Below are 15,398 nucleotides of genomic sequence, written 5' to 3'. Positions count from 1 at the left end.
GCCACCTAGTCCTTGTATTGCCTCGCCTGGTCTATAGCCTCTGCCAGTTGGTGTACTGCCTTGTCCTCTGTCGCGTTTGCCAAGTTGTGGGCCCTCTCGGTCAGTTCGCCCAGGGTTGGGGCTGCGGGGAGGGTGGGCCAGCGGTCGTCGCCCCTGCGTAGGGCGTCGGCGAAGTAGGCGGCCACCGCTGTCACCTGGAAGCGGGGCGGGGCCTTCCAGAGGGTGTCTTCCAGGGTGTTCGACTCCAACTGGCCCGATTCCTCGTGGGGTTCGCGGGTTTCGGGGTCCTGCCAGCGGACCGTTGCCGTGGCCAGGTGGCCCGAGGCGGACTGCTTGGTGCGGACGGCGTAGAGGGCGGTGACCGTGTGGCCGGGGCCCACCTCTCCGCCGTCCACGCTGTCGTCGCGGAAGTCGTCGTCGGCGACGCGGCGGTTGTCGTAGCCGATGAGGCGGAACTCGGCGACCGTCTCCGGGTCGAAAGCGACCTGGGCCTTGGCGTCGCGGGCCGTGAGGTCGATGTTGCGCGGGAGCTGCTCGCAGAACACCTTGCGGGCGTCGGTCTCGTTCGAGACGTAGGTGGTGTGGCCGTCGCCCTTGTCGGCGAGCTGTTCCATCAGGGCGTCGCCGTAGTCGCTGCCGACGCCCACGCCGAAGAGGGTGATGCCGTGTTCGCGGCGGGCGTCGGAGATGCGGTCGAGGATCGAGTCGGCGTCCGTGTCGCCTGTGTTGGCCAGTGCGTCCGAGACCAGGACGACCCGGTTGGTGGCGTTCTCTCGGAGGCCCTTCACCGCGGTGGCGTAACCCGTGCGGACGCCTGCGCCGAGGTTGGTCGACTCGGTGGGCTCCAAGTCGTCGATCGCGTCGTGGACCTGGTCCCGGTTTTCGTCGAGGCGGGTCATCGGCAGGACCGTCTCGGCCTCGTCGCTGAAGGTGACGATCGCGACGGAGTCGTCGTCGCGCAGTCGGTCCGTCATCACGCCGAGGGAGTCCTTGGCGAGGTCGAGGCGGCCGGGCTCGGCCATGGAGCCGGAGATGTCGATGACGAACGTGAGGGCGGCGGGCGGGCGCTCGCCCTCGCGGCCGGAGGTGCGGGTGGCCAGGCCCACGCGGACCAGGGACCAGTCCTCGCGCTCGGTGCGGGCGCCGTCGACGGTGACCGAGAAGCCGTTGCCGTCGGGGCGTTCGTAGTCCTGGCGGAAGCTGTTGACGAACTCCTCCGGCCGGACCGTCGACGGGTCGGGGAGGCGGCCGTCGGCGAGGGTGCGGCGCGCGTAGCCGTACGAGGCGGTGTCGACGTCGAGGGCGAAGGTGGAGAGGTAGTCGGGGGACGGGGCGAACTCGCCTTCCGTCTCCCCTTCCGTGGCGCCTTCGCGTGCGCTCCCGTCGCCGTCCTGTAGTTCGCCGGAGCCGTCGGGGTCGGAGGGCGCGTAGCCCCCCGAGCCGCCGCCGGAGTCCTGTTTGCCGCTCTGGCCGTAGTCCTGGCCGCTGTCGCCGCTGCTCTCGCCGACACCCCCGCTGCAACCGGTGAGCAGCAGGCCGCTCGCGGCCGTCAGCGCGATCAGCGTGCCCCGCAGCCTTCGTATTCGGTTCCGCTCCATCTGACGTGCCCCCTCCGTCGGTTGACGTCGGCCGACGTCAACTTCTGTGACTGTGACGGCGAAGGGGGCCGGAATGTGCGGTACGGGGTGTTGCGGATGGATCTCGAAGTGGCCACGAGGGGCGGCCGCCGAGACCGGTAGGTGATCCTCCGGTGACCTAGGAGACGACGTCCTTGCGGGCGAAACCCCGGAAGGCCAGGGCGAACAGGACCAGCGCGTACGTTACCGAGATGGAGACGCCCTGGATCATGTCGGTGTACTCGGGCTTCGGTTGGACGACGTCCAGCCAGGCGTACTGCCAGTGCGCGGGCAGGAAGTCGCGCCAGTCGCCGAGGGCGGTCACCGAGTCGAGGACGTTGCCGACGATGGTGAGGCCGACGGCGCCGCCGACCGCGCCGAGCGGGGCGTCGGTCCTCGTCGAGAGCCAGAACGCCAGTCCCGCGGTGACCAGTTGGGACACGAAGATGTACCCGACGGTGATCAGCAGGGCCTGGGCGGCGGCGCCCTGCCCGATCTCGCCGCCGGTGGGCAGTTCCAGCGGGCCCCAGCCGTACGCCAGCGAGCCGACGACGAGCGCGACGACCGGCAGCAGCACGAGCGCCGCCAGGCTGAGGCTGAGTCCGACGGCGAGCTTGGACCACAGCAGCCGGGCGCGCGGCACGGGAGCGGCGAGGAGGTAGCGCAGGGAGGACCAGCTGGCCTCCGACGCGACCGTGTCGCCGCAGAACAGCGCGACGGGGATGACGAGCAGGAAGCCCGCCGCGGCGAACAGGTTCACCGCGGCGAAGTTCGCGCCGGACGAGGTGGCCGTGTCCATCAGGTTCACCCGGTTGCTGCCCTCGCCGGGCGTGCCGCCGACCTGGAAGGCGATCAGCAGCACGAGCGGGAGGGCGAACAGGATGCCGCCCATGACCATGGTGCGGCGGCGCTTCAGCTGCCGGACCAGCTCGACCCGGAAGGGCAGGGTGCGGCCCGCGCGGTAGCCGTCGGCGACCTCGACGGGTCCGGGTCCCACGGGGTCTGCGGGCTGTGCGGGTTCTGCGTGCTCTGCACGCTCGGCCAGCGTGCTCATGCGGACTCTCCGATCAGGGTGAGGAAGGCGTCTTCGAGGCGGCGGTGCGGGCCGACCGACTCCACGGGGACCTCCAGCCGGACGAGTTCGGCGACCAGTCGGCGGGCGTTGCCGTCGGTGTCGAGGCGGACCACCAGGCCGCCGTCGGCGCGGACGGCCGAGTCGACGCCGGGCAGGGCGGCGATCTTCTCGACGAGGGGCTCGTCCACGGGCTCGGACGTACCGACCAGCAGGGTGTCGCCGGAGCCGACGATCTCGCTCACGGGGCCCGCCTGGACGAGCTTGCCGTGGTCCATGACGACCAGGTGCGTGCAGGTCTGCTCGACCTCCGCGAGGAGGTGGCTGGAGACGATGACCGTACGGCCGGCCTCCGCGTACCGGATCATCACCTCGCGCATCTCGCGGATCTGCGGCGGGTCGAGGCCGTTGGTCGGTTCGTCGAGGATGAGGAGGTCGGGCAGGCCGAGCATGGCCTGGGCGATGGCGAGGCGCTGGCGCATGCCCTGGGAGTAGGTGCGGACCGCGCGGGCCAGGGCGTCGCCGAGGCCGGCGATCTCCAGGGCCTCGTCCAGGTGGGCGTCCTCGGTCGGGCGGCCGGTGGCTGCCCAGTACAGCTCCAGGTTCTCCCGGCCGGACAGGTGCGGGAGGAAGCCCGCGCCCTCGACGAAGGCGCCGACGCGGGAGAGCACCGGGGCACCCGGCACGATCGCGTGGCCGAAGACGCGGATCTGGCCGGCGTCCGGCTGGATCAGGCCCATCAGCATGCGCAGGGTCGTGGTCTTGCCCGCGCCGTTCGGCCCGAGCAGGCCCAGGACCTGGCCCTTCTCCACGCGGAAGGTGAGATCGCGGACGCTGTAGCGGTCGCCGTTCTTGTACTTCTTGCTCAGGTCGGTGATCTGGAGCGGGACCTCGGCGAGCGCGGGGTCGGGGGCCGGGGTGACGATCCGGCGACGGCCGGTGACCAGCAGGAGCGCGGCGATCAGGGCGCCGGCGATCGGCAGGTACCAGACCCAGGCGGGCAGGACGTCCGTACGGTCGGCCCGGCCGAGCGGCGTGGGCACCTCCAGGTCGCCCTTCAGGGAGACGGTGTACGTCGCCGGGGTCAGCGGGGAGGCATAGCCGAGGTCGGTGGAGGCGAGGACCAGGCGGAGTCGGTGGCCGTCGTCGAGTTCGTAGTCGATGGCCGGGAGGGTGAGCTTCACGTCCTTGCCGGCCTTGGCGCCCTCGACCCGGACGGGCTCGACGAGCTGGGAGGGCAGGACCTGGGAGCGGCCGTCCGCGCCGACGTCGTACACCTTGGCGAAGAGGACGGCGTCCTCGCTGGTCGACTTCACATGGACCGTGGCCGTGGGCGAGCCGGTGATCTGGAGGTCGTCCGCGACGGGCTTCGACTCGAACGCGGCGAACTGGCCGGGGAAGTCGAGGGAGATGCTGACGCCGAGCGAGGACAGCTGGGAGAGGCCGCCGCCGGCGGCGCCGAGGCCGGGCAGGGCCGAGACGGCGGGCGGGCTGGCGCCGGCCGGGTTCTCGAAGGTCTGCTCGCGTCCGGTGAGGGCGATCGACTTCGGGGCGCTCTCCAGGCCCGGGTAGGTGTCGTCCGTCGTACCGGCGAGGCGGGGCTCGCCGTCACCGGAGCCGGAGCCGAGGGTACGGGTGACGCGGAACGCGGAGCCGGTGTCGGCGCCCTTGTCGTCCTTGAGGTACCGGTCGAACCAGGACTCGACCCGGGACTGGACGCGGGAGGTCTCCATGTCGCCGCCGTCGTGGCCGCCGGAGATCCAGTCGACGTCCACGGGTGCGCCGTTGGCCTTGATCGCCTTGGCGGCGGCGTCGGCCTGGCCGAGCGGGAAGAGGGAGTCGGTCTGGCCCTGGATCAGCAGGGTGGGCACCTTGATGCGGTCGCCGACGGCCTCGGGGCTGCGCTCGTCGAGGAGCTTCACCGCTGCGGCGTCGGGCTGCCCGGACTCGGCGACCCGCTGGTACATCTCGCAGAGCTGCGTCTCGAACTCGGCGCAGCCGCCGCCGGTGTTGAAGAAGATGCCGGCCCACAGCTTCTTGAAGACGCCGCCCGGGAAGAGGGCGTCCGAGAGGTTCCAGTAGGTGATCGCGGGCGCGATGGCGTCGACCCGCTGGTCGTACCCGGCGGCGAGCAGCGAGATGGCGCCGCCGTAGGACCCGCCGGCCATACCGACGCGCGGGTCGCCCTTCTTGTCGAGCTGGACCTCCGGCCGCGCGGCCAGCCAGTCGATGAGCTTCGAGACGTCGGCGACCTCGGCCTTCGGGTCGTTCAGCCCGATCTTGCCGGTGCTTCTGCCGAAGCCGCGCGCGGACCAGGTCAGTACCGCGTACCCGTCGCGGGCGAGGTTCTGGGCCTGGTCGCGCAGGTCGTCCTTGCTGCCGCCGAAGCCGTGCGCGAGCAGGACTGCGGGGCGGCGGTCCTTGCTCGACCCCGCCGTGAAGTACGACGTGTCGATGCGCACCCCGCCGCCGACGTCCATGACCCGGTCGGCGCGGTGCACCGCGGGCGCGTCGTCGGAGGCGACGGCCGTCCACGTACCGGCACCGGCGAGCAGGACGACGGCGGCGGCCGCAACGGCGATCCGCCGTCGCGGCCGCCGGGGCCGCGCTCCTCGCAGTCCGGGCATTCGAAGATCCATGCGTCAACGGTACGGGCCGCCAGTGACATCCGGGGCAACCACCGGTCGGAACCTCCGGCCATCCTGGAGGCGTACGACACATGCCTCGCGTACACCAGCCGTGGTACGAACGGGCCCATGAAAACTGGGTCTGTGGAGATTCGCCGCGCTCAGACGGTCGCCGAGGTGGCCGCCGCCGAGCACCTCTTCGACCACCCGGTCCGCACGGAGTGGGCGGAACGCTTCCTGACGTCCGCCGGCCATCACCTGTATCTGGCCTACGAGATGGCCGAAACCGCCCCCGTCGGCTTTGTGAGCGGCGTCGAGACGATCCACCCGGACAAGGGCGCGGAGATGCTGCTGTACGAGCTGGGCGTGGCCGAGCCGTACCGGCGCAGGGGGATCGGGCGGGCCCTGGTCCGGCGGCTGGCCGGCCAGAGCCGCGAACTCGGCTGCTACGGGATGTGGGTCCTGGTCGACACGGACAACGAGGTCGCCCTTGCCACGTACAGGAGTGCGGGCGGGAAGGACGACGGGGTGTGTGCGGTGGTGAGCTGGGAGTTCGGGCAGCAGGGCTGATGACGTGCGTGTACGCCGGTGCCCCGCCTCCGGAGGGAGGCGGGGCACCGGCGTACAGCGGGGACTTGCTCAGTGGTTGCGCGGGAAGCCCAGGTCCACGCCCGACGGGCCGTCCGCCGGGTCCGGCCAGCGGGTCGTGACGACCTTGCCCCGGGTGTAGAAGTGGGTGCCGTCGTTGCCGTAGATGTGGTGGTCGCCGAACAGCGAGTCCTTCCAGCCGCCGAAGGAGTGGTAGCCCACGGGGACCGGGATCGGGACGTTGACGCCGACCATGCCGGCCTCGACCTCCAGCTGGAAGCGGCGGGCGGCGCCGCCGTCGCGGGTGAAGATCGCGGTGCCGTTGCCGAAGGGGGAGGCGTTGATCAGCGCCAGGCCCTCCTCGTACGTGTCCACGCGCAGGACCGTCAGGACCGGGCCGAAGATCTCGTCCTGGTAGGCCTTCGCCGTCGTCGGGACCTTGTCGAGGAGGGAGATGCCGATCCAGTGGCCGTCCTCGAAGCCCTCGACCGTGAAGCCGGAGCCGTCCAGGACGACCTCGGAGCCTTCCGCCGCCGCGCCGGTGACGTACGACGCCACCTTGTCGCGGTGGACCTTCGTGATGAGCGGGCCCATCTCGGACGTCGGGTCGTTGCCGGGGCCGATCTTGATCTTCTCCGCGCGCTCGCGGATCTTCTGCACGAGGTCGTCGCCGATCGCGCCTACCGCCACCACCGCCGAGATCGCCATGCAGCGCTCGCCCGCCGAGCCGTAGGCCGCCGACACCGCGGCGTCGGCCGCCGCGTCCAGGTCCGCGTCGGGCAGGACCAGCATGTGGTTCTTCGCGCCGCCCAGGGCCTGGACCCGCTTGCCGTTCGCCGAGGCCGTGGTGTGGATGTAGCGGGCGATCGGGGTTGAGCCTACGAAGGAGACCGCCTTGACGTCGGGGTGCTCCAGGAGGCGGTCCACCGCCACCTTGTCGCCGTGGACGACGTTGAAGACGCCGTCCGGCAGGCCCGCCTCGGCCAGCAGTTCGGCCAGCTTCATCGCCGCCGACGGGTCCTTCTCCGACGGCTTCAGCACGAAGGTGTTGCCGCACGCGATGGCGATGGGGAACATCCACATCGGCACCATCGCCGGGAAGTTGAACGGCGTGATGCCCGCGACGACGCCGAGGGGCTGGCGGATGGACGAGACGTCGACCCGGCTCGCCACCTCCGTCGACAGCTCGCCCTTCAGCTGCACGGTGATACCGCAGGCCAACTCGACGATCTCCAGGCCTCGGGCGACCTCGCCGAGCGCGTCGGAGTGCACCTTGCCGTGCTCCGCCGTGATCAGCTCGGCGATCGCGTCGCGGTTGGCGTCCAGCAGTGCGCGGAACTTGAAGAGGATGGTGCTCCGCTTGGCCAGGGACGACTTGCCCCACGTTGCGTACGCGTCCTTGGCCGCAGCTACCGCGGCGTCGACCTCGTCGACGGTCGCGAAGGCGACGTTCGTGGTGACCGCGCCGGTCGCGGGGTCGGTGACCGGCCCGTACGTGCCCGACGCGCCCTCGACGGTCTTGCCGCCGATCCAGTGGTTGACGATCTTCGTCATGCCCAGGTTCTCCTTCACAGATGGCGGCGTCGGGTAGAGACGTGCCGTTCGTACAGCTCACGTGCCTTGACCGCCGACGGGCGGGTCGCGGTCTCGGCCACAGGAACATCCCACCAGGCCTGCGCCGGAGGCGGGCCCGACACTGTGTCTGCCGTTTCCGTCTCGACGTAGACACAAGTGGGAGTGTCGGCGGCACGGGCCTCGGCGAGCGCCGCCCGCAGCTCCCGTACCGTCTTCGCGCGCAGGACGCGCATGCCCAGGCTCGCCACGTTGGCGGCCAGGTCCACGGGCAGCGGAGCACCCGTGTACGTACCGTCGTCCGACTGGTAGCGGTAGGCGGTGCCGAAGCGCTCGCCGCCCACCGACTCCGACAGACCGCCGATGGACGCGTAGCCGTGGTTCTGGATCAGGAGGAGCTTGATCGCGATCCCCTCCTGTACGGCCGTCACGATCTCCGTCGGCATCATCAGGTACGTGCCGTCGCCCACCAGCGCCCATACGGGACGCTCGGGCGCCGCCAGCTTCACACCGATCGCGGCCGGAATCTCGTATCCCATGCAGGAGTAGCCGTATTCCAGGTGGTACTGGTCCCTCGACCGGGCGCGCCAGAGTTTGTGCAGGTCACCGGGGAGCGAGCCGGCCGCGTTGATGATCACGTCCGACTCGTCGGCGATCTCGTCCAGCGCGCCCAGGACCTGCGACTGCGTGGGCCGGACATCCGGCTCGTCGGCCTCGTACGCCGCGTCGACGCGCTGTTCCCAGCGGTCCTTGTCCTCGGTGTACTCGCTCACGTACCCGTCCGCGACCCGGTGCTCGTGCAGCGCCAGCGCCTCCGTCAGCTGCTGGAGGCCGCTGCGGGCGTCCGCGATCAGCGTGGTGGCGGACAGCTTGTGGCCGTCGTACGGGGCGATGTTGAGGTTCAGGAAGCGGACGTCCGGCGCCGCGAAGAGGGTGTTGGACGCCGTGGTGAAGTCCGTGTAGCGGGTGCCCACGCCTATCACCAGGTCTGCCAGGCGCGCGAGTTCGTCGGCCGTGGCCGTTCCCGTGTGGCCGATGCCGCCCACGTCCTGGGGGTGGAGGTAGTGGAGGGAGCCCTTGCCGGCCTGGGTGGAGGCGACGGGGATGCGGGTCGCGGCGGCGAACTCCGCCAGCACGTCCTCCGCGCGGCTGTGGTGGACTCCGCCGCCCGCGACGATCAGGGGACGGCGGGCGGCACGGATCGCCCGTACCGCCTCCGTCAGCTCGTCGGGGTCGGCCGCCGGACGGCGTACGTGCCACACGCGGTCGGCGAAGAACTCGTCCGGCCAGTCGTACGCCTCGGCCTGGACGTCCTGCGGGAGAGCGAGAGTTACGGCACCGGTTTCGACGGGGTCGGTGAGGACCCTCATTGCTTGCAGCGCTGCCGGGATCAGCGCCTCGGGGCGCGTCACTCGGTCGAAGTAACGGGACACCGGGCGCAGGCAGTCGTTGACCGACACATCGCCGGCGTACGGGACTTCGAGCTGCTGGAGGACCGGGTCCGCCGGGCGGGTCGCGAAGGTGTCGCCGGGGAGGAGCAGGACCGGGAGGTGGTTGATCGTGGCGAGCGCGGCGCCGGTGACCAGGTTGGTCGCGCCCGGGCCGATCGACGTCGTCACGGCGTGCGTGGAGAGGCGGCCCGACTGACGCGCGTAGCCGACTGCCGCGTGCACCATGGACTGTTCGTTGCGGCCCTGGTGGAACGGCATCTCGTCGCCGTACTCGATGAGCGCCTGGCCGAGGCCGGCGACGTTCCCGTGGCCGAAGATGCCCCAGGTCGACTCGATCAACCGGCGGCGGACGCCGTCCCGTTCGGTGTACTGGGCGGCCAGGAAGCGTACGAGCGCCTGCGCGACCGTGAGCCTCGTCGTCGAGGTCTGCACCGTCATCGGTATCCCTCCGTGTGGTCCGGGTGGAAGCAGATCCGCCACTCCCTCGTCTCACCCGGCCCCGCCATGACGTTGAGGTAGTACATGTCGTGGCCGGGCTGGGCGATGGACGGACCGTGCCATCCGTCGGGTACGAGGACGGCGTCGCCGGAGCGGACCTCCGCGAGGACGTCGGATCCGCCCTCACGGGAAGGGGATACGCGCTGATAGCCGAAACCGTTCGGGCCGTTGATCTCGAAGTAGTAGATCTCCTCCAACTCCGCTTCCACGCCCGGCACTTGCTCGTCGTGCTTGTGCGGCGGGTACGAGGACCAGTTGCCGCCGGGAGTGATGACCTCGACCGCGATCAGCTTGTCGCAGTCGAAGGCGTCGGCGGAGGCGAAGTTGCGGACGTGCCGCAACTGGGTGCCGCTGCCGCGTTCTTCGACCGGGACCTCCGGCGCGGGGCCGTAGCGAGCGGGGAGTCGTCGCCCGCACTTCGCTCCTGCCAGGGCGAAGCGGCCTCCCGCGCCGGAGGCGATCTGTGCCCGGGCGTCGCGGGGTACGTATGCGAAGTCGGAGACCGACGCGAACACGCTTTCCCTGCCCAGGAGTTGGAACTCGTCGTGCGCCGTGCCGTCCTCTACTCGCACCGTACAGCCGCCGCTCAGCGGCAGTACGATCCACTCGCTGTCACCGGTGGTGAACATATGCGTACCGCCGGGCGGCAACTCGACGACGCGCAGGCTGCTGTGGGTCCAGCCGGCCCGCTTGGGGTCGATGTCGACGGCGTACTGCGCGTTCGTGGACGTGCCGCGTTCGACGTACAGGTGGTTGCTGTTGTCGCCGGTCATCGCGCGCCTCACAGAAGTCCGACGGCGGTGTCCACGGCCGCGGCCACATCGCCGTCCGCCGGGTACAGCAGCGAGCGGCCGACCACCAGGCCCTGGACGGTGGGGAGTTGGAGCGCGCCGCGCCACTTCTCGTACGCGCCCTCCTGGTCGTCCCCGACCTCGCCGCCGAGGAGCACGGCGGGCAGGGTGGAGGTCTGCATGACCTCGGCCATGTCGTCCGGGTTCTCCGTGACGGGGACCTTCAGCCAGGTGTACGCCGAACTCCCGCCCAGGCCCGAGGCGATGGCGATGGACTTGGTGACGGCCTCGGCGGAGAGGTCGTTGCGGACCTTGCCGTCGGGGCCGCGCCTGCTGATGAACGGCTCGACGAAGAGCGGGAGTCGGCGCTCCGCCATCGCGTCGATCGCGTGGGCCGTGGACTCCAGGGTGGTGAGGGAGCCCGGGTCGTCGTAGTCGATGCGTACGAGGAGCTTGCCCGCGTCGAAGCCGAGGCGGGCCATGTCCTCGGGGCGGTGGCCGGTGAAGCGGTCGTCGAGTTCGAAGCGGGCGCCGGAGAGGCCGCCGCGGTTCATCGACCCCATGACGACCTTGCCGTCGAGCGCACCGAGGAGGAGCAGGTCGTCCAGGATGTCGGCGGTCGCGAGGACACCGTCGACACCGGGGCGGGAGAGTGCCAGGCACAGGCGTTCGAGCAGGTCGGCACGGTTGGCCATGGCCAGCTTGCGGTTGCCGACCCCGAGGGCGCCACGGGCCGGGTGGTCGGCGGCGACGATCATCAGCCGGCCGGAGTCACCGAGGAGGGGGCGCCGGGTCCGGCGAGCGGCGGCCTCCGCGATGGCCTCGGGGTGCCGGGCGCGGGTGGTGGCGAGGGCGGAGATGTCGGCGGGGGCGAGCGGGGTGAGGGGGGCAACGGGGTTGGTGCCGTTGCCGACCGGTGCGGTGGCGCTCACAGAACCGCCCCCGCCGCCAGTGCCGCCTCGACCTCGGTCGGGGTGGGCATCGCCGACGAGCACTCCAGGCGGGAGGCGACGATCGCGCCGGCCGCGTTGGCGTGGCGCATGATGCGCTCCAGGTCCCAGCCTTCGAGGAGGCCGTGGCAGAGGGAGCCACCGAAGGCGTCGCCGGCGCCGAGGCCGTTGAGGACGTTCACGGGGAGCGGGGGCACCTCGGCGCTCTCTCCCTTGCTGTTGACCGCGAGAACACCCTTCGGGCCCTGCTTGACGACCGCCAGTTCGACTCCGGCATCGAGGAGCGCGCGGGCGGCGGCGTGCGGCTCGCGTACGCCGGTCGCCACCTCGACCTCGTCCAGGTTGCCGACGGCGACGGTGGTGTGGCGGAGGGCCTCGACGTAGAAGGGCCGGGCCTCCGCCGGGTCCTTCCAGAACATGGGGCGCCAGTCGAGGTCGAAGACCGTCGTACCGGACTTGGCGCGGTGGGTGAGGGCGGCCAGGGTCGCCGTGCGGCTGGGCTCCTCGCTCAGGCCGGTGCCAGTGACCCAGAAGATCTTCGCCTCGCGGACCGCGTCCAGGTCCAGCTCGTGGGCGTCGATCGCAAGATCCGGCGCCTTGGGCTGCCGGTAGAAGTACAGCGGGAAGTCGTCCGGCGGGAACACCTCGCAGAACGTGACCGGGGTGTTCAGCCCAGGGACCGACGTGACCCAGCGGTCGTCGACGCCGAAGTCGCGCAGGGCGTCGTGCAGATAGCGGCCGAAGGCGTCGTCGCCGGTCCGGGTGATCACCGCGGTGCTCCGCCCGAGGCGGGACGCGGCCACCGCGACGTTCGTCGCCGATCCGCCGAGGAACTTCCCGAAGGACGTCACCTGGGCGAGCGGCACACCGGTCTGAAGTGGATACAGGTCCACTCCGATCCGCCCCATGGTGATCAGGTCGTACGCCATCGACTTCCCCTCGGTTCTCATCACAACTCTTCGCGACATCTCTTCGCGGCACAGCGGCTCGCAGTCAGGTCTAGCCCGCCTCCCGGAGCCCTGTCAATACTTTGTCCGGACATTCGGACCAGACCTTGACACGCGTCCCGGGATCGGCTGAAGCTGGCGCCCATGACTACGTTGTCGCCTCAGTCCCCTTCGTCCCCGTCGGGTTCCCCGCTGTCGCGCATCAGGATCGGCTCGGCGCCCGACTCCTGGGGCGTGTGGTTCCCGGACGACCCCAAGCAGGTTCCCTGGCAGCGCTTCCTCGACGAGGTCTCGCAGTCCGGGTACGAGTGGATCGAGCTGGGCCCCTACGGGTACCTGCCGACCGACCCCGCCGTCCTCACCGAGGAGACGGCCAAGCGCGGCCTGAAGGTGTCCGCCGGTACGGTCTTCACCGGGCTGCACCACGGCGAGTCCGTCTGGGAGAAGACCTGGGCGCACGTCGCGGACAACGCGGTACTCGCACAGGCCATGGGCGCGTCCCACCTGGTGGTCATCCCGTCCTTCTGGCGGGACGACAAGACCGGTGAGGTGCTGGAGCCGGACACGCTGACGCCCGAGCAGTGGCGCAATCTGACCTCGCTGACCGAGCGCCTCGGCCACGAGGTGCGGGAGCGGTACGGCCTCCAGATCGTCGTCCACCCGCACGCCGACACCCACATCGACAGCGAGGCGAACGTCACACGCTTCCTCGACGGCACCGACTCGTCGCTCGTCTCGCTGTGCCTGGACACGGGCCACTACGCCTACTGCGGCGGCGACAGCGTCAAGCTGATCGAGACCTACGGCGAGCGGATCGGCTACCTCCACCTCAAGCAGGTCGACCCCGAGATCCTGGCCGACGTACGGGCGAACGAGGTCCCGTTCGGTCCGGCGGTCGCCCGCGGCGTGATGTGCGAGCCGCCGGCCGGCGTACCGGAGTTGGGTCCGGTGCTGGCTGCCGCACAGAAGCTGGACGTGGAGCTGTTCGCGATCGTCGAGCAGGACATGTATCCGTGCGAGCCGGACAAGCCACTGCCCATCGCGCAGCGGACTCGGGCGTTTCTTCGGTCCTGCGGGGCGTAGCTCCGCTGGGTGGGCGGCGAGGGGTAATCGGTCGGCTGCGGGTCCGTCGTGGCTGGTCGCGCAGTTCCCCGCGCCCCTGGCGGGGCGCAAGCGCCCGCCCCCGATACGTGGCGTACGCCCGCCGGTCAACGCGCCACTCCGGGCCGCGAGCGTGCGCCTTTGCTTCACTCGTGTCACAAACGCTCCCCTTCCGTCACACATGTCGCGTGTACGCGGGTTATGCGTCACGTCGTGTCGACAGATGCCTACTTAGGGTCACCGCGCACCGTTCACCGGGCAAAGGCCTTGTGATCGCCAAGCGCCGCGTCCGGCTCCCCCGACGGCCGACCCTGGCCGACCCCGTGACGCGCGCAGGGAGGTGCACCGATGACCGACCGACGGCTCTGGTCGTACAAAGAGATCGCCGCACACATCCGCGTCCAGCCGGACACCGTCCGCTCGTACCGCAAACACGGCCTGCTGCCCCCGCCCGACCATGTGGAGAGCGGGAAACCCTTCTGGTACGCGGATACGGTGCGGGCGTGGGTCGCGGCCCGGCCTGGCAACCGGGGCCGAAGAGACGACTGAGGCGACTGTTGTTTCGCCCCCGCCGCCCTTACCCGTTCCCATCCCTGGGGGCTGCGCCCCCAGACCCCCCTTTGTCCTCAAACGCCGGACGGGCTGAAAGATCCAGCCCCTTGGGGGTCCCCCCTCTGGGGGAGTTTGAGGAGCGGGGGTTCGGGGGCGGAGCCCCCGAGGATGAGAACGGGTAGGAGCGGCGGGGGCGAGGAAAGTCTGCTTCAGCGCCACGGCTCGATGACCGTCACCCCCGCCCCCGGCGCCGTGCCCATCTCCGCCAGGGCCGTCGGGGATTCCGTCAGGGGGATGGTCGACGTGACCAGGAGGTCCGGGCGGAGGACGCCCGCCCCGACCAGCTCCAGCATCGGCGGATACGTGTGGGCCGCCATGCCGTGGCTGCCCAGGAGCTCCAGTTCGAAGCCGATCGCGCGGGCCATCGGGACCGGGGTCGTGCCGGCAGACGACGGGAGCAGGCCCACCTGGACGTGGCGGCCCCGGCGGCGCAGGCCGTTCACCGAGGACGCGCAGGTGATCGGGGAGCCGAGTGCGTCCAGGGACACATGGGCGCCGCCGCCGGTCAGGTCGCGTACCGCCGCCGCCGTGTCGCCCGTCGTCGCCGCGTTCACGCACTCCACCGCACCGAACTTCCGCGCCAGTTCCAGGGCCCCGGGCGACACGTCCACCGCGACCACCCTCGCCCCGGCCGCCGCCGCGATCATCACCGCCGACAGGCCCACCCCGCCGCACCCGTGCACCGCGACCCACTCCCCCGCCGCCACCCGGCCCTGCTGGACGACCGCCCGGTACGCCGTCGCGAACCGGCAGCCCAGCGAGGCCGCCGTGGCGTAGGACATGCCCTCCGGTACGGCGACCAGGTTCACGTCGGCGTGGTCCAGCGCCACGAACTCCGCGAACGAACCCCAGTGCGTGAACCCCGGCTGGGTCTGCCGCTCGCACACCTGTTGGTCCCCGGCCGCGCACGACGGGCAGCTCCCGCAGGCGCAGACGAAGGGGACCGTCACCCGGTCGCCGGAACGCCAGCCGGTCACTCCGGCGCCGACCGCCTCGACGACACCCGCGAGTTCATGGCCCGGCACGTGCGGCAGCGCGATGTCGGAGTCGTGGCCCATCCAGCCGTGCCAGTCGCTGCGGCACAGCCCGGTGGCCTCGACGCGCACCACGACCCCGTGCGGCGCGGGCACCGGGTCCGGCACCTCCCGCACCTCGGCCGGCTCCCCGTACCGCTCGAACACCACCGCACGCATGGGCCCCTCGCCTTCGCAGTCGCCGTCCCTCGTACCGGAGATCTTGCCACTGTCACGAGTGAAGTACCCCCCAGGGGTATAGTAGGGTGAGACTCACAAGGCTCGTGAGCCACGCTGACGCCTCGAAGAGGAGCAACGACATGACCGCTCAGACCGACACCCCGAGTTCCGTCACCGCCGTCTACCAGGTGACCGGAATGAGCTGCGGGCACTGCGAGGGCTCGGTGTCGAGCGAGATCTCGGAGCTGGCCGGGGTGACCTCCGTGAAGGCCGTCGCCGCCACCGGCGAGGTCACCGTCGTGTCCGAGGCCCCGCTCGACGAGGCCGCCCTACGCGCCGCGGTGGACGAGGCGGGCTTCGAGCTGGCCGGCCGGGTCTGA

The 15,398-nt window shown here is 71.0% G+C and carries 13 protein-coding genes; 4 read left to right on the top strand and 9 right to left on the bottom strand.

All coding sequences use genetic code 11. The features are described 5' to 3' along the window. Positions 1-5 precede the first annotated feature (5 nt). The 3 genes from OG787_RS31605 to OG787_RS31595 all read right to left on the bottom strand — a co-directional run bounded on the left by OG787_RS31605 (position 6) and on the right by OG787_RS31595 (position 5,327). Positions 6-1,598 (bottom strand): von Willebrand factor type A domain-containing protein, encoded by a 1,593-nt coding sequence (locus OG787_RS31605; protein WP_405537376.1) that lies wholly within the window; start codon positions 1,596-1,598, stop codon positions 6-8. 157 nt (positions 1,599-1,755) lie between these two features. After that, positions 1,756-2,670 carry an ABC transporter permease gene (locus OG787_RS31600; protein WP_405537375.1) on the bottom strand — a complete coding sequence of 305 codons (915 nt, stop codon included), beginning with the start codon at positions 2,668-2,670 and terminating at the stop codon, positions 1,756-1,758. Further along, positions 2,667-5,327: an alpha/beta fold hydrolase gene (locus OG787_RS31595; RefSeq protein ID WP_405537374.1), complete on the bottom strand. Its 2,661-nt coding sequence runs from the start codon at positions 5,325-5,327 to the stop codon at positions 2,667-2,669. Before OG787_RS31595 ends, OG787_RS31600 begins: the two co-directional genes overlap by 4 nt. A gap of 117 nt (positions 5,328-5,444) precedes the next feature. On the opposite strand from OG787_RS31595, the gene OG787_RS31590 reads away from it, so the two are divergent. Further along, positions 5,445-5,885 carry a GNAT family N-acetyltransferase gene (locus OG787_RS31590; RefSeq protein ID WP_405537373.1) on the top strand — a complete coding sequence of 147 codons (441 nt, stop codon included), beginning with the start codon at positions 5,445-5,447 and terminating at the stop codon, positions 5,883-5,885. Positions 5,886-5,954: 69 nt separating this feature from the next. Here OG787_RS31590 and mmsA read toward each other — a convergent pair whose 3' ends face one another. The 5 genes from mmsA to iolC form a co-directional block, all read right to left on the bottom strand. Continuing rightward, positions 5,955-7,457 (bottom strand): CoA-acylating methylmalonate-semialdehyde dehydrogenase, encoded by a 1,503-nt coding sequence (mmsA, locus tag OG787_RS31585; protein WP_235478538.1) that lies wholly within the window; start codon positions 7,455-7,457, stop codon positions 5,955-5,957. A 14-nt stretch (positions 7,458-7,471) separates the two neighbouring features. After that, entirely contained in the window at positions 7,472-9,364 is a 1,893-nt protein-coding gene (gene iolD, locus OG787_RS31580; protein ID WP_405537371.1) for a 3D-(3,5/4)-trihydroxycyclohexane-1,2-dione acylhydrolase (decyclizing), read from the bottom strand. Continuing rightward, the gene (gene iolB, locus OG787_RS31575; protein ID WP_405537370.1) at positions 9,361-10,197 is read right to left on the bottom strand and encodes a 5-deoxy-glucuronate isomerase; all 837 of its coding nucleotides are present in this window, start codon (positions 10,195-10,197) and stop codon (positions 9,361-9,363) included. The genes iolD and iolB overlap by 4 nt, the downstream gene beginning before the upstream one ends. Before the next feature lie 8 nt (positions 10,198-10,205). Further along, on the bottom strand, positions 10,206-11,075 hold the full coding sequence (locus OG787_RS31570; RefSeq protein WP_369036036.1) for a deoxyribose-phosphate aldolase: 870 nt from the start codon (positions 11,073-11,075) through the stop codon (positions 10,206-10,208). A gap of 68 nt (positions 11,076-11,143) precedes the next feature. Further along, positions 11,144-12,094, bottom strand: a complete 951-nt coding sequence (gene iolC / locus OG787_RS31565; protein ID WP_405540647.1) for a 5-dehydro-2-deoxygluconokinase — start codon at positions 12,092-12,094, stop codon at positions 11,144-11,146. A 162-nt stretch (positions 12,095-12,256) separates the two neighbouring features. On the opposite strand from iolC, the gene OG787_RS31560 reads away from it, so the two are divergent. Both OG787_RS31560 and OG787_RS31555 read left to right on the top strand, forming a co-directional pair. Beyond that, positions 12,257-13,195, top strand: a complete 939-nt coding sequence (locus tag OG787_RS31560; protein WP_369035994.1) for a sugar phosphate isomerase/epimerase family protein — start codon at positions 12,257-12,259, stop codon at positions 13,193-13,195. A 366-nt stretch (positions 13,196-13,561) separates the two neighbouring features. After that, positions 13,562-13,762, top strand: coding sequence for an AlpA family transcriptional regulator (locus tag OG787_RS31555; protein WP_019056510.1), 201 nt, complete (start codon positions 13,562-13,564; stop codon positions 13,760-13,762). Positions 13,763-13,974: 212 nt separating this feature from the next. On the opposite strand, the gene OG787_RS31550 is transcribed toward OG787_RS31555, so the two are convergent. Next, positions 13,975-15,018, bottom strand: coding sequence for a zinc-dependent alcohol dehydrogenase family protein (locus tag OG787_RS31550; protein WP_405537368.1), 1,044 nt, complete (start codon positions 15,016-15,018; stop codon positions 13,975-13,977). A gap of 140 nt (positions 15,019-15,158) precedes the next feature. On the opposite strand from OG787_RS31550, the gene OG787_RS31545 reads away from it, so the two are divergent. Next, the gene (locus OG787_RS31545; protein ID WP_405537367.1) at positions 15,159-15,398 is read left to right on the top strand and encodes a heavy-metal-associated domain-containing protein; all 240 of its coding nucleotides are present in this window, start codon (positions 15,159-15,161) and stop codon (positions 15,396-15,398) included.

It is taken from the genome of Streptomyces sp. NBC_00075, from assembly GCF_045041225.1.
GTDB lineage: Bacteria > Actinomycetota > Actinomycetes > Streptomycetales > Streptomycetaceae > Streptomyces > Streptomyces adonidis.
This window is presented reverse-complemented; position numbering and strand designations above follow the sequence as displayed.